Raw genomic sequence first — 22124 nt, 5'->3', positions numbered from 1 at the left:
AATTAATTTTTAGAATAATCAAAAAATATTCCTTTTACATAGAAAGGATTTGAACCTTATATGAATATTATGCCGGGGGTGACGAAATGTTATTTTTTCTGAAGAAATGGAATGAATTAAAAGATGTGAAATCTGAATTGGCACTTCGTGATTGGTTTTATGGTACCAAAATTAGCTTATCGCTATGTACGTCAAAAGAGCCGTTAACATTCTTAGTAAATGTTGAAGGAAGAGATAAAGGGCTATTTTCGGAAGAAGATTTTATTGTCGTAAATTGCATGTGCGAGTCAGTATTTGAAAATGAAGAAAAACCAGCTGCAGAGTCATTTATGCATGCGGATATTTATAAAAAAAGTAGTGCAGGATGTATTTTACAAGTGCAGACTGTAGATAGTCATTTAATATCAGAGTTATATGGGGAAGAAGGAGAAGTAACGTTCGATAAACGCAGTGTGGAGCGTGTTTTCGGAAAAGAAGGTATAACAGAAATGACAATTCCAATTGTAGAAGATGAAAAAAAATTCGCTGATTTATTAGAAAGGAATGTTCCGAATTTCATTGAAGGTGGAGGGGTAGTTCTTGTTCATAATTACGGCATGATTGTGTGGGGAAAAACGCCAGAAGAGGCGAAAAAATGGCTAGAGGGTATAGAATATTTAATGAACTATCATGTAAAGTTATTAATGATTAAGGGGGCAAGAAGCTCTGTTATATAAAAATGGATGTGATATAGCTACAAGTTAATAAATAAATGAAAGCGTTTTAAAAATAATTTCACTCATAAAATATAGGTCTCCTTATTATATATAGATTACATGTTGACATGTAAGGAGGAACATATTTTGCGAGTTAAATATCATTTTCTGCCAAAGCAGCAAGTAACATTTTGCAAAATAAATGATTCTGGTGAAGAGGCACTGCAAATGATGAACGAAACGGGATTTCGAGCCATCCCGGTATTAGCAGAAGATGAGAAGAAATTCACGGGGATTATTTATAAAGTAGATTTATTAGAAAAAAAATGCAATAGCGGATTAGAGCATGTAAGTGCAGGGGATATGCTCGACGATTCCAATGCATTTATTTTTGAAAAGGATTCCTTCTTCAGAGCCTTTTATGTAATTCGTCGGCTTCCGTTTTTAGCCGTGCTAAATGATTATAATGAATTTGTCGGTATGTTAACGCATTCGAATATATTTGATGTTATTGAAGATTCATTTGGTATGCGAACAGGTGGTTATATATTAACAATTGCAACACAAGATTGTAAGGGAACGATTAAAGAGCTTGGGACATTGTTAAAAGCATATAATATCGGTGGCCTATTTACGCTAGATAACGGTGATCAATATATCCGCCGCGTTATTGTAAATATATCAGATGAGTTAGATGAAACAAAATTAAAGCAATTAATCGGAAAAATAGAGAAAAAAGGATTCAGAGTGAGTCACGTAGATTATATTTAAGTTAAAAAGAAAAGTACCTATCTGTTATATATAGATAGGTACTTTTTTGTCCCACTATTTGTGGGTAGTAAAATCCACGCCTCAAAATTTGGTGAAAGCAAAGAAGTTAGGTGGGCGGGTGTTACCTGTAAAAGCCCAATTGGTGAGGGCTGATTATATGTGAGTAATGAACTTTATTTTGAAACAGGAGGCGGGGATAATGCTAGATCAGATAAGAAAATAAAGTCTGCATGCTCACGAATTTTAGGGATAGAAGTTTCAATAACGCGTGATGTAATTTCACCTGGGGGGCCCACATGCCCGATAGCTACCATAATAGGTTTTTCTTGAATTTTTTTGATGAGTAATTGGGCTTGTTTTGAAATATGCCCTGCTGTATATACATCATCAAAAAATAGTTGGTTTTCAATAATAGGAACTCCTAATTCTTTTCCGATTTTTGGGACGACACTATTAGGATTCGTTTTACTATCTAAGTAAAATAAACCGTGTTTTTTACAAGCAGCAAGTATAAGGCGAACAATTCTTTCATCCGCTGTTACTTTTGACCCCATATGATTGTTCATTCCAATTGCATGCGGTACTTCTTGAATCGCTTGTTCAAGTCGGTTGTTTATTTCTTCATCGCTTAAATCAGTTGTAATTGCTTTCGGCCCAAGCCATTCTTTTTTACCTTTTATAGGTTCCATTGGCATATGTATAATAACTTCATGTCCTTTCTTATGGGCAGCTATTGCGTCTTCTTTTGTGGAAGGAAGAAAAGGCATAACAGCAACAGTGAGTGGAATGGGAAGTGATAACATTTGATTAGTCCCCTTCATATTATTACCGAAATCATCAATGACAATAGCAACTTTATTCGTATGAGCATTTGCTTGAATAGGAAATAAGAAAGACGGTAAAAACAAAACAATGATGAATAATGCAATCGTATATTTTCGCATATAAATATTTCCTTTCTATTGTTATCCTGCTATTTGTGGGTAGTAAGACTCCCACCTCAACATTGGGCTGGATAGGTGGGAGATTCACTGCCTACCCGATTGGTGAATGCTAATTATCAGTGGGGGCTGAACAAAAAAACACTGATTAAAGTTTCACTTTATCAATCATCATTATGTTTTGCTTTTTTATATAAATTAAACAAAAAATGTCGAAGAAAAGTAGGTGGAAAATTAAGAATCCCCGGTTTACGTAGAATTTATAAAAAAAGAAGATGAAAAAAATGTCTATTATTGCGAATGTATTTACAAAGATAGAATAATTTGTAATAATTCTCAAAGTGAGGGTAAAGATTTGTAAATTACAGGGAGAAAATGTTAAATTTTCTGATTCTTCAAATTTGCATATGATTAAGTAGTTAAAAAAAGTCAATGGAGAAGTGAAGTTAAGAGCATGGAAGTATAATAAGGGGGATATGGATGTTTACTGTAAAAAGGAAGTACACATTAGAAAAGCTTTCACGTGATATTCATATGAAACGTGAAGAAATGATTCAACTAGGATTAACAAGTGGGCTAAATAGTAGGGAGACAATTCAAGTTAGTCAAGAATTGGACAAGCTTATTTTACAATATCAATGTTATAAAGAAAAACAAACACCGAAATGGTTTTCAATTATAAAAATACCTATTTTCCAAATCGGGTATGAAGGAAAATCAAATAATTTTTGGCGAATGCTTGTGGCTGGTTTTATGAAATAAGTATAATTACCCTTATAGGATAAGGATAATTATACTATGTGTAACGGAATTTCGATATGAACTGTCGTTCCTTCATTTTCTGTACTGTCGATAAAAATATGCCCATTATACATCTCTACAATTCGTTTACATATGACAAGTCCAAGACCTGTTCCAGTATCTTTATTAGTAAAGAACGGATGAAAGAGGTGTTTTTGAATATGTTGCGGAATCCCTTTTCCAGTATCTGTAATATGCAGTTGTGCGTGTGTTTCATTGTTTTTTACTACAATGGTTAGTGTATCATTAGAAGTCATGGCCTCAATTGCATTTTTGGTAATGTTTAAAACCACTTGTTTCATATGGTCTTTCGAACAACGGATATGAACAGGATGGTCTGGCAAATGTAAATGGAATACAATGTTATGTAAATTCGCCTCAGATTGAATAATTAATGCTACCTCATTTAGAATTGTTCTTACATCATATGTTTGTTCGATGATGGCGGTTGGCTTTCCTAGAATAAGAAATTCACTTACAATTTCATTGATTCGCTCTATTTCTTGTTCAATTACGGAAAAGTAGAACTGATCTTGTTCATCTTTATATTTCTCTTTTAATAGAGCGACGAGTCCTTTAATTCCAGTAAGAGGATTACGGATTTCGTGTGCTGTACTCGCTGCAAAAGTTCCAACTAATTCAATTTTCTGTAGTTCATTTTGTTGTCTTTCAAGTTTTGTTTGACGTTTTAACAACATATATTGAGCAAGCAAAAATAAAATAGACATTAAAAATAAAGTAGCTATACACTCTATTGCAACCCACTGGTATAAGGTTTTTTGATGAATGGGTAATGGAGAAACAGAGACCTTCCAATTTAATCTTTGGAGTGGGGTAGTAAGCATATTAGAATGCGTATCACTTGTGTCGTTATTATCATCGGTTAGAAAAACTACATCATGTTTATCAGTTACCTCAAAATGGTATTGTGGTTTAATGGCATTTAAAGAAGAGGAAATGTAATCAAAGCGTAAACTAGCTAATAATAATCCTGAGAGCTCCTTCTGTTTATTAAATATGGGGGCAGCAATCATAATAGCTTTATGTCCAAGAACGCGATCAGTAATGACTGATGATACAGTGGTTTTTTTAGTTTGGAGCGCGTCTTGAATATATTTACGGTCTGAAACATCTATAGGCTTTGATTCATCTTCAGATGCGATTGTAATGACTCCTTCTGGTGTAGCGTAATATAGACCAGAAAAGCGTGCATCGTTTCCATCTGTATCATGTACAATTTGTTTAATGCCATTTATATTACCAGTCTCGGTGCCTACAACTTTTGCAAGCATGTCTAAAGCAGAAATTGCTTCACCAAGATGATGATCCAAATAATCTCTATATAAAAAGAGAACTGTATGAGCAGATAATTTGTTTTCCTGTTTCATTTTATATGTATGATACGAATAAAATATAGCACCAATCCCTATTGTCGGTAGGATAACAAGCAATATATATATAATTATGCTTTGGAATTTGACTTTCAAATGTGGTACTCCTTCTTTTTTTATTATCATTATATATAAACTATGTTAAAATTGTCATGTTTTTATTCAAGAATGATTTTTAATATATTAGGGGAGAGGAAATGGATGAGTGAATGCTCATTCGGAATTCACATGAAGTATGAAGTGGTATTTTCTTTTTATTGCTGAGAATTTAAGTGAAGGGTTGAAAGTTGTATGACATCAAATAATGAACGAGAAGATATTTCTCAATCTTTAAAAGTATTTATTGCATTATCTCGTGTACATCGTTCTGTTATGGATACTACAAATAAATCTATACAAAGTAACGGGTTAAATCCAACTGAATTTGCTGTATTAGAACTGCTATATCATAAAGGCGGTCAACCACTCCAGCAAATTGGTGAGCGCATTTTAATAGCTAGTGGCAGCATTACATATGTTGTAGATAAGTTGGAGAAAAAGGGATTAGTAAAGAGAATCCCATGTCCGAATGACAGACGTGTTATTTACGCGCAATTAACTGAGTCTGGCGAGAACTTTATTGCTTCTATTTTTCCGGGGCATGAGAAAGTTATACATCAGTCTTTTGAAATGTTAACGAAAGATGAAAAAGATGAATTACTTGATTTATTAAAAAAAATTGGGAAGTATGAAAAATAATATGTTCCAAAGGAGCTTTGGATAAATAAATCCAAGGCTTTTTTATTTGTAATGAACTCATGGCAGTCACTGCCGAAATTTGTTGAAAATTAAGAGGGGATTCGAGAATACGTATTGAATTATAATAAAGGTATGTAATGGAGAGGAGGCTCGTTCATGTCATTTAAAGACTATGAATATAAACGCCCAAATATTGAAGAGTTAAAAGAGAAATTTACTGTTGCTTTAGAGAAGTTTGATAACGCAAAAACTGTAGAAGAACAAAAACAAGTCATTCATTCAATTAATGAGATTCGCAACGATTTTGGTACAATGGGAAACCTTTGTTACATTCGCCATTCTGTTGATACGACGGATACTTTTTATAAGGAGGAGCAGGATTTCTTTGATGAATTCTCTCCAGTTGTACAAGGATATGGTACAAAATATTATAAGGCACTCATTAATTCTCCATTTCGTGAAGAATTAGAGGCGTATTATGGAAAACAATTATTTGCTCTAGCAGAATGTGATTTAAAAACATATTCAGATGAAGTCGTGAAAGATTTACAATTAGAAAATAAATTATCATCGCAATATACACAGTTATTAGCATCTGCAAAAATTGACTTTGCTGGAGAAGAAAGAACGTTATCGCAACTGATTCCGTTTATGCAAGGAAAAGAAAGAAGCGAACGTAAAGCAGCAAGTGAAGCATACTACGGATTTTTAGCTGGAAATGAGGAAGAACTAGATCGTATTTATGATGAGCTTGTTAAAGTGAGAACGAAAATCGCAAAATCTTTAGGTTTCAAAAACTTTGTTGAACTTGGATATGCAAGAATGTACCGTACAGATTATAATGCGGAGATGGTGGCTAATTACCGTCAGCAAGTGCTAGATTATATCGTTCCCGTTACAACGGAATTAAGAAAGCGACAACAAGCACGTATCGGTGTAGAGAAGTTAGCTTATTACGACGAAAACTTTGAGTTTGCTACAGGTAACCCAACTCCAAAAGGAGATGCGGATTGGATTGTTGATCATGGAAAGACAATGTATAAAGAGTTATCGGTTGAAACAGATGAATTTTTCAATTTCATGCTAGATAATGATTTATTAGATTTAGTTGCGAAAAAAGGAAAAGCTGGTGGCGGATATTGTACATATATTGAGAATTATAAAGCGCCATTTATTTTCTCAAACTTCAATGGAACATCTGGTGACATTGATGTATTAACACATGAAGCAGGTCATGCTTTCCAAGTATATGAAAGTCGTAAATTTGAAATTCCAGAATATAATTGGCCAACATATGAGGCATGTGAAATCCACTCTATGAGTATGGAATTCTTTACATGGCCATGGATGAAGCTATTCTTTGAAGAAGATGCAGATAAATATTACTTCTCTCACTTAAGTTCAGCACTCCTGTTTTTACCTTATGGTGTATCTGTTGACGAATATCAACATTATGTATATGAAAATCCTGAAGCATCACCGGAAGAGCGTAAGACAGCATGGCGTAACATAGAGAAGAAATATTTACCGCATCGTGATTATGAGGATAATGATTATTTAGAGCGCGGTGGTTTTTGGCAACGTCAAGGACATATTTATAGTTCGCCGTTCTATTATATTGATTACACGCTTGCTCAAATCTGTGCGCTACAATTTTGGAAACGTGCAAGAGATAATAGACAAGAGGCTTGGGAAGATTATGTGAATCTGTGCCAACAAGGTGGAAGTAAATCGTTCTTAGAATTAGTAGAAGTTGCAAATTTAACATCACCATTTGCTGAAGGCTGTGTGAAAAGTGTTATTACAGAAATTGAAGCATGGTTACATGCGATTGACGACACAAAATTGTAAAAAACATGCGCTTTTTTTCACATGTTTAACATCGACATAATGGGAAAATGATGAGATAATAAAAGAAAATTCAGAATACTAAAGAGGTGTTTCTAATAAGGAGCACCTCTTTTCACAAACAAAAGGGGGGAACAAGTATGCTTCAATCTAATATGGATGTAAGTTTAGAAAGTTTAGTAAACTCATTACAGTCTACTCGAAGCACGCTATTATCAGAAATTGAAATGTTAAATGACACAGAAGTGAATGTAAAGCCACGCCGTGATAAATGGAGCATTATTCAAATTTTACACCACTTGCATTTAGTTGAACAATCTGTCACGTCTGCCCTTGTATATGCTTTACAAAAAAAGGAAAGAAACATGACTCCATTTAAAGACCTCCAACTTACGCTTGATCGCACACATAAACGAGAAGCTCCTCAGCAAATGCAACCAACAGAAACTTTAATGAAAAAACAGCAAGGAATTCAATTGCTAGAACATTCACGCCAAGAACTATTACACGCGCTTCATAGTGTTATAGATGAAAAAGATTTATTTGAAAATGGATTAAAGCATCCTGTTTTTAATGATCTGAATTTGTATCAATGGGTTCAATTTCTTGATTTGCATGAACAAAGACATCTTACGCAGTTAAAAGAGGCGAAACATGCAATTTTGCAACGCTAAAGTGGAAGAAGTGGGAAACCACTTCTTTTTTGATACGTGCATAGTTTTCTTTCTTATTTTGGAATACTACATGGAGAAAGAAAAGAAGGAGTTGAAAAAACATGTCTAAAAAGAAGCGAGAAGAAGAGCGCGCCTGGAAAGCACGTAAAGAAAATCAACAACCGCACGGAAAAGTGAAAGCTTTTGCTGAATTAGTTGAAGGAACAGAAAAAACGTGATGAGTATTTCATCACGTTTTTTGTATGAGTGGAAAAGTTAATAAAAAGGTTGTACCGATTCCTTTTTCACTTATAATATCAATTTTTCCATTCATAGCTTGAACAACACTAAATACGACCATCATTCCAAGTCCAGTACCTTTTTCTTTCGTTGAATAAAAAGGAGAGCCAAGACGTTTTACTTGTTCTGAATCCATACCGACTCCTGTATCTTTTATATATAACTGAATATGCTTATGATCAGGAACTAATGTGAAATAAAGATCACCGCCTTTTGGCATAGCCTCAATGCAATTTTTTAAAATATTTAATAAACATTGATTTAGTTTTTGCTTTTCTCCAACGATAAAAAAAGAAGTGCTTTGCTTTATATAATGAGTACGTACATTTGTTAAATTAGCAAGCGGTGTAATTAACGACAATGCATGTAGTAATTCTTCTTCTAACTGTAATGTTTGTTCTTTTTCAATGCTTGGTTTAGCAAAGGTTAAATAATCTGTAAGAACATGATTTGCTTGTTCGATGCCATTAATGGCAATGTCGATATATAATTTTCGTTCCTGCTCAGTGCATGTACCTGATTGTAACAGTTGTAAAAAACCTTTCGTTGAAGTTAATGGATTGCGAATTTCATGAGAGATAGACGCTGCCATTTCACCAATTAAATGAAACTTTTCAGCATTTATAAGTTCGTTTTGGAGACGAACTTGAGTTTGTAATATGTGTAGTAAATATAGAATTAGAATCGTACCAAGCATTGAACATAATTCATACACAATAATATGCGGTATATAATCAGTCTTATTTGTAACCTTTGAAAGGAAGAAGGGTATCCAACTAAATCCGTATGTGAGACTGTAGATAATAGCAAGTGTTATTTTTATACGATTAGAAGTTCGATTGAAAAATTTATATGTTAATAATAGAACAATAAATAGAAGAACAGAACCGATAAGAGATGGGAAAACACCTACCCCACCTAATAATAAGCGATATATGTTTAATACAACTAAGATAGAACCACCAGCAATAGGCCCTCCCGTTAATGTACCGACAATTAATACAATATGGCGCATATCAAATTGAAAACCATTATTTGTTTTTGCTGCAAATGTAATACAGAGTACGGTAGCAAGGCAACAGAGTACAATGAATATAGCTGAATTTAATTTAGGAGAGCGTTTCCCTTTTTGATTCCAAAATAAATGATATACGAGCATTGTAATCAGGATGAATAATATATTTAAAAAGAGATAAATAATAAAGGATTTCAGTGGGATGCCTCCTCTCTTCTTAGATTAAATTAATCATACTATAAAATGAAAGAAATGAAATAATAAATAGCGGAAAAATCAGAAATTTTTACGCTAGTATACAATATGTTACAATAAGCTGTGTCAATGAAAGAAGAAATTCCGTGCATCGCGCGGGAGAGGTTCGCGAACTCCCTCTATAAAAAACTATGGAAACAACAATATCCTTAGGTATTGTTTTGTTTTTTTATTGTGACAGTTCAAGAACGTTCTTTCTTCTTATTTATAGTAGAGAAGGAGAATGAGTGAAATGAAAAAAGAAAAGGCAGTTGTTGTTTTTAGTGGAGGACAAGATAGTACGACATGTTTATTTTGGGCAATAGAGCAGTTTGCAGAGGTAGAAGCTGTAACGTTTAATTACAATCAACGTCATAAGCTAGAAATTGATTGTGCAGCGGAAATTGCAAAAGAACTAGGAATAAAGCATACGGTACTAGATATGAGTCTATTAAATCAACTTGCTCCAAATGCGTTAACGAGAACGGATATGGAGATTACACATGAAGAAGGTGAATTGCCATCGACATTTGTAGATGGACGAAATTTACTCTTCTTATCATTTGCTGCTGTATTAGCAAAACAAGTTGGAGCACGTCATATTGTAACGGGTGTATGTGAAACTGATTTCAGTGGTTATCCAGACTGCCGTGACGTGTTTGTGAAATCGTTAAATGTTACTTTAAATTTATCTATGGATTACCCGTTTGTCATTCACACGCCACTTATGTGGATTGATAAGGCTGAAACATGGAAATTATCAGATGAACTTGGAGCATTTGAGTTTGTTCGAGAAAAAACATTAACATGTTATAACGGAATCATTGGTGATGGTTGCGGTGAATGTCCAGCATGTCAACTTCGTAAAGCAGGATTAGATACGTACCTACAAGAACGCGAAGGAGCGAATAACTAATGGATAACTTTTTTGGATTTCGCATCGTAGAGAATTTGCAAAAAATGGACAAGGATATTCAGCGTAAACAACTCAAATACCATAATAAAAGAGTAATGGTCAGCAAGGAATTTACATTTGATGCAGCACACCATTTACACTGTTATGAAGGGAAATGTAAAAACTTACACGGTCACACATATAAAGTTGTATTTGGAATTAGTGGATATGTAAATGAAATAGGTCTTGCAATTGACTTTGGAGATATAAAAGAAATTTGGAAAAATGAAATCGAAATTTATCTAGATCATCGTTATTTAAACGAAACGTTACCTGCAATGAATACGACTGCTGAAAATATGGTCGTTTGGATTTATGAAAAGATGGCAGAAGCACTAACAAAAGAGAATCGAGTGAACGAATATAAAGGAGCTCGCGTTGAATTTGTTCGTCTATTTGAGACGCCGACTAGTTATGCGGAAGTAAGACGGGAGTGGATGCTTGATGAGTAAAATCCCTGTCTTAGAAATATTCGGTCCGACTATTCAAGGTGAAGGAATGGTTGTAGGGCAAAAAACAATGTTTATCCGTACAGCTGGTTGTGATTATAGCTGTGCTTGGTGTGATTCTGCTTTTACGTGGGATGGATCAGCTAAAGATCAAATTAGACAGATGACACCAGAAGATATTTGGGATGAGCTTGTTGCAATTGGAGGAGAAAATTTTTCTCATGTTACGATTTCAGGTGGAAATCCGGCATTGCTGAAAAATATTGAGTTTCTTCTTTCTATATTAAAAGAAAATGGAATGCGAACGGCAATTGAAACGCAAGGGAGTAAATGGCAAGATTGGTTACTTCAAATTGATGAGGTAACAATTTCTCCAAAACCACCAAGTTCAACGATGAAAACAGATTTTCATAAGTTAGATGCTATTATTCAGAAACTAGCAGGAAAAGATATTAGTTTAAAAGTAGTAGTATTCGATGATCATGATTTTGAATATGCAGTTAAGATGCACGAACGTTATCCAAAGGTACCATTTTTCTTACAAGTAGGAAACGATGATACAAAAACAGTGGATGATGCGATGCTTATAAAAAATTTATTAGATAAGTATGAATGGCTGATTGATAAAGCTGTAAATTGTAAAGAGATGAATGATGCAAAAGTATTGCCTCAGCTTCATGCGTTAGTATGGGGAAATAAGCGCGGCGTATAACGAGAAGGGATGTTTAAAATGACAGGAAGATTAGATGAAGATTTAAAAGATGTAACATTACTAGGGAATCAAAATACAAAATATTTATTTGAATATAGCCCAGAAATATTAGAGGTATTTGATAATAATCATCCAAACCGTGATTATTTTGTAAAATTCAATTGTCCTGAATTTACAAGTTTATGCCCGAAAACAGGACAACCAGATTTTGCAACAATTTATATTAGCTATATTCCAGAGCAAAAAATGGTAGAGAGTAAATCTTTAAAGTTGTATTTATTTAGTTTCCGCAATCATGGTGATTTCCACGAAGATTGCATGAACGTTATTATGAACGATTTAATTAAATTAATGGATCCGCGTTATATTGAGGTATGGGGGAAATTCACACCACGTGGTGGCATTTCAATTGATCCATACTGCAACTACGGGCGCCCAGGTACGAAGTATGAACAAATGGCTGACTACCGCATGATGAACCACGATCTATATCCGGAAACAATTGATAATCGTTAATAGAAAGAAAGGGCCTGTATACTATACAGGCCCTTTCTTTCTATTATATTATGCATTTTGATTAATGACAGTATAGTTTTTATGACTTACAACTGTAAGAGGTTCCATATCTAGTTCTCTAAAATTCTTCATAATTGTTATATCAACAATAACAGAGTTTTGATTTACTTTTTGAACACGGCCTTGCATTCCACCTTTAAATTCGATGATATCTCCAGTTTCTGCGATCTGCATAAGCAACTCTCCTTGTTACAGTTTTCCCAAAAAAAGAATAAATTTGGGTTTTTTTATTTCCTCCTATTTTGAACCATATTTCCTACTTTGTAAATGTTTCCAAAGTAAAAATTCGAAAAATATTCACTTTTTGTAAGAAAATATGTAGAAAATCCATGTTTTTTAGAAAAAATAGCAAAAATGCGAGAATCTTTATATCGAGGTATAATGAAAAAGTAGAATAACCTGCTGAAGTGGGAGAAATTAGAGGCGGTAAAATGATGTTTGAATTTGTGGGGAGTGTTATAGCTTTAATTTTATTTTTATTTTCTTATATGCATTTAAAAAAGATTCGTCAATATGATACGAGTACATATTTTGATGGGATGGATGGTATCCATGCTTCGATAACACATGATAGTGGTGGGGAGATGTAAAGGGATATAACTTTATTTTCTTGCGTGGTATGATGTTTAGAACTAGTGCATAATAGAGTTCATAAGTGATGAATGGAGAGTGAAAAGAATGAAGATTTCTTTTATTCGTCATGGTTGTTTAAGTCGTATAAGAGAACCGATGACAATTAATTCATTTCACGAATGGATGAAACAGTATGATTCCGAGTCAATGATACAAAAAGCTAAAATGCCGATAGAAACAATAGAGGCAATTGAAGCAGCGAAATTTGTCTTAACAAGTGATCAAAGGCGTGCTGTACAATCAGCAGCTGAATTGACGGATTCTTTATCTTTTATGCAAAATTCTCTTTTTAGAGAAGCTGAAGTTCCTTCATGCTTTTTTGCTCCGAAGTGGTTGAAATGCACAATTAAGGTATGGATGTTCATTGGACGAACATTATGGATACTTGGCTACCATAAAGGTGTTGAGTCTTATAAGGAAGTAAGAGAGAGGGTAAGGCAAGCGGCTTACCTGTTACATCGTTATGCTCTCGTACATGGAAGTATAGCTCTTGTAGGTCATAATTATGTGAATGTAATGATTGGTGCCGAACTGAGAGCGATGGGATGGTCTGGTTCTCCTATTTTGCACAGAGAGCCATGGGGATGTACAACATATACGTTTCACGAGGCGATGGATGGAAATATATTAAATACAAATTTAACATAAAAGCACACGATTTATATAAATCGTGTGCTTTCTTTTTAAGATATAGAAATTTTGACGTTTAATGGTTTTACGAGATGAGCATAAGGTTCCCCTACTAGCATAACAATTTCATCTTTTTTATAACCTAACTTTTCGTATAGTGAATAGGCGCGTTTGTTTTCTAAATTAACAAGTAAAGCGATTTTTTTATGCCCTTTTTCAGTTGCATAGATTTCGGCAGCTTCAATTAATTTAGAACCTATACCTTTTCCGCCGTGTGCACTTGAAACTGATAATGTATCAATGTAATACTCATCAAGCTCAGCTTCTTTTTCTAACGTAATTGATTCATCTTTATGTAATGCTCTTAAGTGATATACAATTGGTGCGTCAAGCTGTGTTGCTTCACTACCGTGATAAGCGACAATAATTCCAACTGCACTCTCGTCTTGTTCATAGACAAAACAGTTTTCGTAGCTCAGACGGTTATTTTCTTTTGAGAACCATGTCTCAAGTCCTAGTAATACTTCTGCTTCAACTGTGCTACCTGTGATTTTTTCAGCAATTTCATGCAGAGCATTATACAATAAAGGAGCTATTGCCATTGCATCTGTCTTTTTTGCTTTCCGAATCATAGTATCCCTCCTAGTTCTATTTGTATATTGTAGCATAGTGGTATGGAACTTTGCATAATTGAATGCCGAAATGTTTGATATAGAGAAGTAGCTATGTTAGTATATGATATTTAGTGGACATATAGTAAAACAATATTGTTTGCGAAATAACGAAAATAAAATCATGGCATAACAACGAGATAAAGTGAAACGTTAATCAGTAAGATTTTTTGTTCATTCTACGACTGATTAGTAGTCAACACCAATCGGACTACCTGCAAATAGCGGGATAAATTTACAGTTGTTGACCCATAGAATATAAGATAAAATATTGCAGAGAGGTGAAATACATGGATAAAGAATTAGCAAATACAATTTTAGATCAGCTAAAAAATGGTGAAATAAAGGAGTATGTTGTTACGAAAGATGTATTTTATACGTTCAGAGAAGTTGTTGTAAATAGAGAAGACTTTAAGCATTTCATTGGTAACGCACAGCGAGGCGGGCAAGTGATTTATACATATTCAGAAACGCCACGTTCATAAAGGAGAATTTTGATCAGCAGGGCATCTCTCACTGATTAGTAGCCTTCACCAAACGGACGTTTCATGCGGGATAAATAAAAGATAAAGGAGAGGGGAATTATGGGCGATTTTAAACAAGGCATTTTACCACATTGGGATTATATGTGGAAAGATAGAGCCGGCAATCGATTTATGGGAATGGTTATGTATCCAGAGAAACGAAAATGTTCAGCAAAAATGCTTCAGAAAATAAAAAGAGCATATGAAGAAGCAATAGAAATTAAAGTAACTGTACAAGTTCAACATACATATCAGTACGTAGAAGGACTGATTGTATACTTTGATGAAGAGGCTCCTGTATGTACAATGCTTGATAAAGATGAAAATCCACATCATATATTTGTAAAAGATATTTTGCGCATTGAGTACTCTGAATAAACTTTTCATAAATAAATTGAAGTTCCATAATAATAATCTTTTTCTATAATAGTTATCTTTTAGTATGTAACGAAAAACGAAAGTATATGTATAATATATTTAATAAGGTAAATTTGATAAATGTAATCGTTTTTTAGAGCAGATTATAGTTTCATATCTGTTCTTTTTTGCGTGATGCTGGAGAAATATATTTCTTCAGCATCTACCGTTTTATGACAAAATATATTGTTAACTTTTTTAAAAATAAGGTTAAATTCGTTGACAACTTTTTTGAAAAGCACTTTATTGACATGAGTTTTAGAATGTTGTTTCATAGTCATTGTATTGAAAAAAAACGGCTATCATGTCGAAAAGTAAAAGTTAAAAAAAGAAAGAATTTATACATATATCTTGTGTCTTATTTTGAAACGTAATACAATATATAGAGAAATCAAGAACAACATATAGAGAATATAGATTTGAGAGGGAGGGTCGGAAATGTTAGTTGCATATGATTCTATGACAGGAAACGTGAAGCGTTTCATTCACAAATTAAATATGCCGGCCGTTCAAATTGATGAAGATCTAGTAATAGATGAAGACTTTATTCTTATTACGTATACAACAGGTTTTGGAAATGTACCAGAACGTGTTTTAGACTTTTTAGAGCGCAATAATGAAAAATTAAAAGGCGTATCTGCAAGCGGCAATCGTAACTGGGGAGACATGTTCGGTGCAAGTGCTGACAAGATTTCTACTAAATATGAAGTGCCTATTGTATCAAAATTTGAGTTATCTGGAACAAATAACGATGTAGAATATTTTAAGGAAAGGGTGCGGGAGATTGCGACACATTGAACTGAATAATGAAATCACGCAAATGCAGGACGGTTTTTATCAGCTTCATAAAGATAAAGAGGCATTAGAAGTCTTTATGGAAGAAGCTAGAGAGAATACCGTTCCTTTTAATAGCGTGGCAGAGCGAATGGAGTATATGAAAGAACATGATTACTATTACAACGTTCTGGACGAGTATAGCTTGGAGGAAGTAGAGGAAGTATATAACATCGCTTATGGTGAAAACTTCGAGTTCCAATCTTATATGGCAGCATCTAAGTTCTACAAAGATTATGCGTTAAAAACGAATGATCAAAAACAATACTTAGAAAGCTATGAAGATCGTGTAGCAATTGTTTCATTATACTTAGGACGCGGTGATGTTTCGAAAGCAAGACAATTCGCAAGCATGATTGTAAAACAAAACTACCAACCAGCGACACCAACCTTTTTAAATGCGGGAAGAAGCAGAAGAGGAGAAATGGTGTCTTGTTTCTTGTTAGAGATGGATGATAGCTTAAATTCAATTGGCTTTAACATTAATACTGCGATGCAATTATCAAAAATCGGCGGGGGAGTAGCTTTAAACTTATCTAAGCTACGCGCACGTGGTGAGCAAATTAAAGGTATCGACAACGCTGCAAGTGGCGTAGTACCTGTTATGAAATTGCTTGAAGATTCGTTTTCATATGCGAATCAGCTTGGCCAACGAAAAGGTGCCGGTGCAGTATATTTAAACATTTTCCATTGGGATATTATTGAATTCCTTGATACAAAAAAAATAAATGCCGATGAGAAGAGCCGTATTCAGTCTCTATCAATCGGAATTATCGTTCCAAGTAAGTTCTTTGAGCTTGCTGAGAAAAACGAACCTTTCCATGTTTTCGCGCCTTATACGGTTTATAAAGAATATGGCAAGCATTTAGATGATATTGACATTGATGAAATGTACGATGAATTAATGAGCAATCCGAAAGTGAAGAAGAAGCCACTAGATATTAGTGCACGTGATATGCTTATTAAAATCGCTATGATTCAGCTTGAGTCTGGTTACCCATACTTAATGTTTAAATCAAATGCAAATAATCAACATCCATTGAAGGATATTGGAACTGTGAAGATGTCGAACTTATGTACAGAAATCTTCCAGCTTCAAGAAACTTCAGAAATAAATGATTACGGTACAGATGACATTATCCGTCGTGATATTAACTGCAACTTAGGATCGTTAAATATCGTAAACGTAATGGAAAATAAAGAAATTCGTGAAGCAGTTCATGCGGGAATGGAAGCTTTAACAGCTGTTTCTGATATGACGATTATTCCGAATGCACCAACTGTGAAAAAAGCAAATGACGAGCTTCATTCAGTTGGACTTGGAGCAATGAACTTACACGGATATTTAGCAAAAAATAAAATCGCTTATGAAAGTGCAGAAGCGAAAGAATTCGCTCGTACATTCTTTATGATGTTAAATTACTATTCTATTGAGAAAAGTATGGAAATCGCTACAGAAAAAGGCGAGACATTTAAAGACTTCGATAAATCTGATTATGCGAATGGCACATACTTCGAAAAGTATGAAACGACAGATTACAGTCCTGTAACTGAAAAAGTTCAGCAACTATTTGAAGGAATTCATATTCCGACAAAAGAAGATTGGACAAGTTTAAAAGAGCAAGTGCAGAAGAATGGTTTATACAACTCATATCGTCTTGCCATTGCTCCAACACAATCAATCAGTTACGTTCAAAATGCAACTTCAAGCGTAATGCCGATCGTAAGTCAAATCGAATCAAGAACATATGCGAATGCGACAACATATTATCCAATGCCGTATTTATCAAAAGATACGTTCTGGTACTATAAATCTTCTTACGATATGAATCAGTTTAAATTAATTGATTTAATCGCAGAAATTCAAGAACATATTGACCAAGGAATTAGTACAATTCTTTACGTTAATAGTGATATTTCAACACGTGAATTAGCACGTTACTACATCTATGCACATAAAAAAGGCTTAAAGAGTCTGTATTATACGAGAACACGTAAATTAAGCGTGGAAGAGTGTGTGGCTTGTACCGTTTAATGGCATATTGCCATACTAAATGAATAACCCAATAGTATGAGCAGGGTTATGAACCCTGCTCATACTTGGTTTGTTCTACTAAACGGTTAGCTTTTCATTGTTAGATGGAAATTTAACCGTTCAGTAGAACAATAATAGATATAGGGGTGATTCAATGCGCGCTGTTAACTGGAATAAAAAGGAAGATGATTTCAGTTTAATGTTTTGGAAGCAAAACATCGCTCAGTTTTGGACAGAAGAAGAAATCGCGGTTTCGTCTGACAAAAATACTTGGGTGCAATTATCGAAAGAAGAGCAAATTGCTTATAAGCGTGTATTAGGTGGTTTAACACTTTTAGATACGAAACAAGGTGGCGAAGGAATGCCACTTGTACTTGTTCATCTTGAAAATTTACAAGCGAAAAGTGTATTAGCTTTCATGGGAGCTATGGAAGAAGTACATGCGAAAAGTTATAGTCACATTTTCACAACATTAGCTACAGAAGAAGAAATTGATGATATTTTTGACTGGGTAGACAATCATCCGTTACTTGAGAAAAAAGCTGGTATTATTACTAGTTACTATCGTCGTTTATTAAAGCCTGAAGTAACGAAAAAAGAGTTATACATGGCAATGGTAGCAAGTGTGTTCTTAGAAAGTTACTTATTCTATAGTGGATTTTTCTATCCACTTTACTTAGCTGGTCAAGGTAAACTGACGGCAAGTGGTGAAATTATTAACCTTATTATCCGTTAACTTATGGCGGCTTTTGGTAGAGATACCAATTGAAAAACCCTTTTAATTGCTGGGACCCCCTATTGTAAATTTATCTGTATTATTATTGATGAATATATGCATTCAGGTTATTCTCTAACTATCAATAGATGGAAAGGAGAATAGCTGATAGGGCAATCAGCAGCGAAGCCTTTATCTAGCGATAACATGTACGGAATTTACTATTTAAAAATCAATGGGAAGTATTATATTGGTAAAGATGTGAACGTTTCAAATTTAAAACGAATTAGGGAACATATGTGGATGTTAAAGAGTGGTACACATTATAATAGGTATTTACAAGCAGTATACTGTAAATATGAATCCACTTTAGAATATGGAATTCTAGAGGAAATAGAATGTTCATTGGAAGAATTGAGTGAGATTGAGCAACAGTATATTTGGCTGTATGATTCTTATAATAATGGCTATAACTTGACGTTAGGCGGAGAAGGATTGGGTGGAATTAAATTCACTGAAGAACAATTAGAGAAGAAAAGGCAACGTGTTATAGGTGAAAAAAATCCACAATCAAAAATTACAGATGCACAATTTTTTGAGATTGTAGAACTACTAAAGTGCGGAAAGACAAATCCAGAAATTGCTGATATGTATAATCTTCATCCTAATTATGTATCTTTAATTCGACATAAGAAACGTTATAAATATCTTTGGGGAAAAGTGCAAAATTATATGCCGGTTAAATCTGAACACCAACTGAAAACAAGGGGACGTGTGACTCTTGAAATGTTTTTGGATATCGTTCAGATGCTACAAGCCGGTGAATCTAATGCATCCATTGAAAGAAAACATGGGTTATCGAGCGGCACAGGAAGCCGTATCAGACATCGAAAACTGTATAAACAGTGGTGGGTGCGATACGTAGATAAAGGAACGTTCAACGACTATCCCAATGGCGGTGAAATTCCGCAAGAGGAGTAGGGCCAAGCGGTGGGTGAGAATCCCTTAAATCGAAATGGAGGGCTACCTGAGAAGGTAGATGATATAGTCTCTTCTTACAGGAAACTGTAAGCTGTATAAACGGCATAGGAGTAGCGAACTTATGTGAAGGTAAAGGATGAGTCAATTCACGGCGTATTCGTCGGTATTTTAGCACAACAAATCTTCGCAGAACTTTCTGTAGAAGAGCAACAAGAAGTGCAAAAAGAAACACAAGAGTTATTAATGGAACTATATGAAATTGAAATGGCCTATACAGAAGAAATTTACACTTCTATCGGTCTTGTAGAAGATGTAAATCGTTTCGTTCGTTACAATGCAAATAAAGGGCTTATGAACTTAGGGCTTGAGCCGAAGTTTGAAGAAGAAGAAATTAACCCAATCGTTTTAAATGGTTTACGTACAGATACGAAAAACCATGATTTCTTCTCTGTAAAAGGAAATGGTTACGTAAAAGCAACGAACGTTGAAAAGTTAGCTGACGATGACTTCGTGTTTAACTTTTAATATAGGATTATAAGGAAAAGCTGTCTTATTGATTGATAAGACAGCTTTTCTTTATAATTTTGTTTACATAACACTATTATTTTTGTATAGCGATTTATATTTGGGAAGTTCTATTCGGTTAACGGATAGAACTTTTTTGTAATTAAATGGGTATTTACAAACCTTTTGTATCAGTGTATTATTTAACTAGTACACCGATACAAAAGGAGGGAAGAAATGAAAATAGAGTTTTCTCCAAATACACCAATTTACATTCAGGTAATGGAATACATAAAAAAAGAGATCGTAACAGGACATTTATTGCCTGGTGATAAAATTCCCTCTGTCCGTGAATTAGCGAGTGAATTACAAGTGAATCCAAATACGATTCAGCGTACATTTCAAGAGCTAGAACGGGATGGAGTTGTTGTCACACGTAGAGGAATGGGACGGTATGTAACGAATGAAGGGGAGAAAATTATGGAGCTGCGAAAAGAGATGGCGAAAGAATTACTTCATTCTTTTATAGATGGAATGGACAATTTAGGTTTTTCAGAAGAAGAAATTCTTACAATTCTTCGTTCTTCATTACATGATAAGAGGGAGGAGAGCCAATGACAGAGCTATTGAAAATAGAAAACTTATGGAAGAGATACGGATTAAAAGCAGTGATCCGTGAATTAAACATAGAGATTACGGAAGGGAAAATCGTTGGGCTTGTTGGAGATAACGGGAGCGGGAAAACGACGTTATTGAAAATGATTGCAGGCTTGCAACACCCTTCTGAAGGTAGTATTACAATAGACGGTAAAAAGGTAGGATTACAGACGAAAGAAATCGTTTCATTTATGTCCGATAAGCCAGTCTTTGATGATTGGATGACTGTAAAAGATGCTTTATTTTTTTACCGAGATTTTTATAAAGACTTCGATATTCAAAAAGCGGTAGATACGATTGCAGAATTTAAAATACCGTTAGAAGAAAAAATTACAGCATTGTCAAAAGGTATGGTTGAGAAGCTGCAGATTATTTTAACATTTTCTCGAAAAGCGAAGCTATACGTACTGGATGAGCCATTGGGCGGGATAGATCTTGTTTCTAGAGAACATGTACTTGAGCTAATACTTAAATTTTATCGTGAAGATTGTACGCTACTTATATCGACTCATTTAATAAGAGAAATCGAAAATATATTCGATGAAGTAATCTTTTTGAAAGATGGAGAAATAATATTGCATGAAAATGTGGAAGAACTACGATTTCAAAAGGGTAAAGCAGTACATGAGCTGTTTAAGGAGGCCTATGAGAAATGAGTCAGCTTTTTCATTATCTGTATAATTGTAATAAGAGAAAGATAGCCATTATTTACTTTGGTTTTATTACAGTTTCATTCATTCTTTTATTTAATATGAAAGGAGTTTCAGGAGTTAGAATTTCAGGTAGGCAAGATATAATTATTATTATATTCTTTATCGTACTAGGTATAAATGGATTTGCAATTCTTTTAACAGGTATATCGTCTTTTCGGAAAATGTTAAAAAACTCTATGCTACGTTATACTTCTATTTCAGCAAAAAAGTATATATGTGCAAATATTTTATTCTGTGTACTACTCTTTATGATTTTGCTAGGAATAGGAATCATTTTTCTATACTATTTTTCTTTAAATATTTACAATGGAAAAACTAATTTAGGTATTCAGCAAGCAATACACAGTTTATATAATTATGGAATATTACATCATATGTTATCTATTTTCTTATGGGGACTAGATTTTCTTAATATGCTAGTTTCTATTTATTTTATTATAGTAATTGTAAAACTATTCAATGTGAAATCATCGATGAATAAAGTTGCTTGTTTAGTTTTATTCGTCATTTTTACCGCATTTAATGGAGGAATAACGTATATTTTTCAGCAAATAGAAAAGTATGTGTTTGCTATAAATAATATTGGATTTATAGATCAAAATGGTTTTTTAAATACATCATTTTATTCTGGTACAGAGGTTACAATTTTAAATCTATTTTTTAATTGTTTATTAACAATTATATTACTAGTAGTTACAGGTCACATTATCGATAAAAAACTAGAAGTCTAA

General features: G+C 33.9%; 26 protein-coding genes, 2 pseudogenes and 1 riboswitch. Of the genes and pseudogenes, 23 read left to right on the top strand and 5 right to left on the bottom strand.

Going from position 1 to position 22124, the window contains the following annotated elements:
- The first annotated feature begins 86 nt into the window (after positions 1 to 86).
- Both ACK1U5_RS11865 and cbpA read left to right on the top strand, forming a co-directional pair.
- The gene (locus ACK1U5_RS11865) at positions 87 to 716 is read left to right on the top strand and encodes a class II aldolase/adducin family protein (RefSeq protein WP_000896005.1); all 630 of its coding nucleotides are present in this window, start codon (positions 87 to 89) and stop codon (positions 714 to 716) included.
- A 126-nt stretch (positions 717 to 842) separates the two neighbouring features.
- The gene (gene cbpA, locus ACK1U5_RS11860) at positions 843 to 1466 is read left to right on the top strand and encodes a cyclic di-AMP binding protein CbpA (RefSeq protein WP_001264207.1); all 624 of its coding nucleotides are present in this window, start codon (positions 843 to 845) and stop codon (positions 1464 to 1466) included.
- Positions 1467 to 1639: 173 nt separating this feature from the next.
- Here the strand turns inward: cbpA and ACK1U5_RS11855 are convergent, their stop codons facing one another.
- The gene (locus ACK1U5_RS11855) at positions 1640 to 2410 is read right to left on the bottom strand and encodes a divergent polysaccharide deacetylase family protein (protein WP_001234107.1); all 771 of its coding nucleotides are present in this window, start codon (positions 2408 to 2410) and stop codon (positions 1640 to 1642) included.
- Positions 2411 to 2887: 477 nt separating this feature from the next.
- Here ACK1U5_RS11855 and ACK1U5_RS11850 point away from each other — a divergent pair, with 477 nt between their 5' ends.
- A complete protein-coding gene (locus tag ACK1U5_RS11850; protein WP_000495536.1) occupies positions 2888 to 3169 on the top strand; it encodes an aspartyl-phosphate phosphatase Spo0E family protein in 282 nt (93 codons plus the stop codon).
- Positions 3170 to 3198: 29 nt separating this feature from the next.
- On the opposite strand, the gene ACK1U5_RS11845 is transcribed toward ACK1U5_RS11850, so the two are convergent.
- Positions 3199 to 4695 (bottom strand): DUF3149 domain-containing protein, encoded by a 1497-nt coding sequence (locus ACK1U5_RS11845; protein ID WP_069604923.1) that lies wholly within the window; start codon positions 4693 to 4695, stop codon positions 3199 to 3201.
- 195 nt (positions 4696 to 4890) lie between these two features.
- Here ACK1U5_RS11845 and ACK1U5_RS11840 point away from each other — a divergent pair, with 195 nt between their 5' ends.
- The 4 genes from ACK1U5_RS11840 (at position 4891) to ACK1U5_RS11825 (ending at position 8077) form a co-directional block, all read left to right on the top strand.
- Positions 4891 to 5337, top strand: a complete 447-nt coding sequence (locus ACK1U5_RS11840; protein ID WP_000203336.1) for a MarR family winged helix-turn-helix transcriptional regulator — start codon at positions 4891 to 4893, stop codon at positions 5335 to 5337.
- Between the two features lie 156 nt (positions 5338 to 5493).
- Positions 5494 to 7188: a M3 family oligoendopeptidase gene (locus ACK1U5_RS11835; protein ID WP_000008578.1), complete on the top strand. Its 1695-nt coding sequence runs from the start codon at positions 5494 to 5496 to the stop codon at positions 7186 to 7188.
- A 137-nt stretch (positions 7189 to 7325) separates the two neighbouring features.
- The gene (locus tag ACK1U5_RS11830) at positions 7326 to 7859 is read left to right on the top strand and encodes a DinB family protein (RefSeq protein ID WP_000941970.1); all 534 of its coding nucleotides are present in this window, start codon (positions 7326 to 7328) and stop codon (positions 7857 to 7859) included.
- Between the two features lie 101 nt (positions 7860 to 7960).
- The gene (locus ACK1U5_RS11825; RefSeq protein WP_000038355.1) at positions 7961 to 8077 is read left to right on the top strand and encodes a DUF6254 family protein; all 117 of its coding nucleotides are present in this window, start codon (positions 7961 to 7963) and stop codon (positions 8075 to 8077) included.
- 11 nt (positions 8078 to 8088) lie between these two features.
- Here the strand turns inward: ACK1U5_RS11825 and kinB are convergent, their stop codons facing one another.
- The gene (kinB, locus tag ACK1U5_RS11820; RefSeq protein ID WP_000964157.1) at positions 8089 to 9297 is read right to left on the bottom strand and encodes a sporulation sensor histidine kinase KinB; all 1209 of its coding nucleotides are present in this window, start codon (positions 9295 to 9297) and stop codon (positions 8089 to 8091) included.
- Between the two features lie 206 nt (positions 9298 to 9503).
- A riboswitch (PreQ1 riboswitch) is annotated at positions 9504 to 9547 on the top strand.
- A 93-nt stretch (positions 9548 to 9640) separates the two neighbouring features.
- On the opposite strand from kinB, the gene queC reads away from it, so the two are divergent.
- Genes queC through queF form a run of 4 tightly spaced genes read left to right on the top strand, consistent with a single transcriptional unit; the run spans position 9641 to position 12019 of the window.
- A complete protein-coding gene (gene queC / locus ACK1U5_RS11815) occupies positions 9641 to 10303 on the top strand; it encodes a 7-cyano-7-deazaguanine synthase QueC (protein WP_000711595.1) in 663 nt (220 codons plus the stop codon).
- Positions 10303 to 10794, top strand: coding sequence for a 6-carboxytetrahydropterin synthase QueD (gene queD / locus ACK1U5_RS11810; RefSeq protein WP_000368414.1), 492 nt, complete (start codon positions 10303 to 10305; stop codon positions 10792 to 10794). The genes queC and queD overlap by 1 nt, the downstream gene beginning before the upstream one ends.
- Positions 10787 to 11503 (top strand): 7-carboxy-7-deazaguanine synthase QueE, encoded by a 717-nt coding sequence (gene queE / locus ACK1U5_RS11805; protein ID WP_000036298.1) that lies wholly within the window; start codon positions 10787 to 10789, stop codon positions 11501 to 11503. The genes queD and queE overlap by 8 nt, the downstream gene beginning before the upstream one ends.
- Before the next feature lie 18 nt (positions 11504 to 11521).
- Entirely contained in the window at positions 11522 to 12019 is a 498-nt protein-coding gene (gene queF, locus ACK1U5_RS11800; RefSeq protein ID WP_001986050.1) for a preQ(1) synthase, read from the top strand.
- 48 nt (positions 12020 to 12067) lie between these two features.
- Here the strand turns inward: queF and ACK1U5_RS11795 are convergent, their stop codons facing one another.
- Positions 12068 to 12253: a YkvS family protein gene (locus ACK1U5_RS11795; protein ID WP_001165082.1), complete on the bottom strand. Its 186-nt coding sequence runs from the start codon at positions 12251 to 12253 to the stop codon at positions 12068 to 12070.
- A gap of 260 nt (positions 12254 to 12513) precedes the next feature.
- Here ACK1U5_RS11795 and ACK1U5_RS11790 point away from each other — a divergent pair, with 260 nt between their 5' ends.
- A complete protein-coding gene (locus tag ACK1U5_RS11790; protein WP_000461432.1) occupies positions 12514 to 12669 on the top strand; it encodes a hypothetical protein in 156 nt (51 codons plus the stop codon).
- Between the two features lie 88 nt (positions 12670 to 12757).
- Positions 12758 to 13360 (top strand): hypothetical protein, encoded by a 603-nt coding sequence (locus ACK1U5_RS11785; protein WP_000703099.1) that lies wholly within the window; start codon positions 12758 to 12760, stop codon positions 13358 to 13360.
- 35 nt (positions 13361 to 13395) lie between these two features.
- Here the strand turns inward: ACK1U5_RS11785 and ACK1U5_RS11780 are convergent, their stop codons facing one another.
- Complete coding sequence (locus ACK1U5_RS11780; protein WP_000619549.1) at positions 13396 to 13974, bottom strand: GNAT family N-acetyltransferase; 579 nt, start codon at positions 13972 to 13974, stop codon at positions 13396 to 13398.
- Between the two features lie 329 nt (positions 13975 to 14303).
- Between ACK1U5_RS11780 and ACK1U5_RS11775 the strand changes: the two genes are divergently transcribed.
- The 10 genes and pseudogenes from ACK1U5_RS11775 to ACK1U5_RS11730 all read left to right on the top strand — a co-directional run bounded on the left by ACK1U5_RS11775 (position 14304) and on the right by ACK1U5_RS11730 (position 22124).
- Complete coding sequence (locus ACK1U5_RS11775; RefSeq protein ID WP_000356684.1) at positions 14304 to 14498, top strand: hypothetical protein; 195 nt, start codon at positions 14304 to 14306, stop codon at positions 14496 to 14498.
- Positions 14499 to 14597: 99 nt separating this feature from the next.
- Positions 14598 to 14915 carry a hypothetical protein gene (locus ACK1U5_RS11770; protein ID WP_000502197.1) on the top strand — a complete coding sequence of 106 codons (318 nt, stop codon included), beginning with the start codon at positions 14598 to 14600 and terminating at the stop codon, positions 14913 to 14915.
- A 477-nt stretch (positions 14916 to 15392) separates the two neighbouring features.
- Positions 15393 to 15752 (top strand): class Ib ribonucleoside-diphosphate reductase assembly flavoprotein NrdI, encoded by a 360-nt coding sequence (gene nrdI, locus ACK1U5_RS11765; protein WP_000959447.1) that lies wholly within the window; start codon positions 15393 to 15395, stop codon positions 15750 to 15752.
- Positions 15739 to 17823 carry a class 1b ribonucleoside-diphosphate reductase subunit alpha gene (nrdE, locus tag ACK1U5_RS11760; protein ID WP_001215839.1) on the top strand — a complete coding sequence of 695 codons (2085 nt, stop codon included), beginning with the start codon at positions 15739 to 15741 and terminating at the stop codon, positions 17821 to 17823. The genes nrdI and nrdE overlap by 14 nt, the downstream gene beginning before the upstream one ends.
- A gap of 154 nt (positions 17824 to 17977) precedes the next feature.
- Positions 17978 to 18556: pseudogene (locus ACK1U5_RS11755) on the top strand (ribonucleotide-diphosphate reductase subunit beta); the annotation flags it as partial.
- A gap of 189 nt (positions 18557 to 18745) precedes the next feature.
- Complete coding sequence (locus ACK1U5_RS11750) at positions 18746 to 19519, top strand: GIY-YIG nuclease family protein (protein WP_000274263.1); 774 nt, start codon at positions 18746 to 18748, stop codon at positions 19517 to 19519.
- A 129-nt stretch (positions 19520 to 19648) separates the two neighbouring features.
- Positions 19649 to 20044: pseudogene (locus ACK1U5_RS11745) on the top strand (ribonucleotide-diphosphate reductase subunit beta); the annotation flags it as partial.
- 216 nt (positions 20045 to 20260) lie between these two features.
- A complete protein-coding gene (locus tag ACK1U5_RS11740) occupies positions 20261 to 20641 on the top strand; it encodes a GntR family transcriptional regulator (protein ID WP_000687512.1) in 381 nt (126 codons plus the stop codon).
- On the top strand, positions 20638 to 21336 hold the full coding sequence (locus tag ACK1U5_RS11735; RefSeq protein ID WP_030024219.1) for an ABC transporter ATP-binding protein: 699 nt from the start codon (positions 20638 to 20640) through the stop codon (positions 21334 to 21336). The genes ACK1U5_RS11740 and ACK1U5_RS11735 overlap by 4 nt, the downstream gene beginning before the upstream one ends.
- Positions 21333 to 22124 (top strand): ABC transporter permease, encoded by a 792-nt coding sequence (locus ACK1U5_RS11730; protein WP_113710733.1) that lies wholly within the window; start codon positions 21333 to 21335, stop codon positions 22122 to 22124. The genes ACK1U5_RS11735 and ACK1U5_RS11730 overlap by 4 nt, the downstream gene beginning before the upstream one ends.

This window comes from Bacillus sp. XB1, from assembly GCF_053557995.1.
This window is presented reverse-complemented; position numbering and strand designations above follow the sequence as displayed.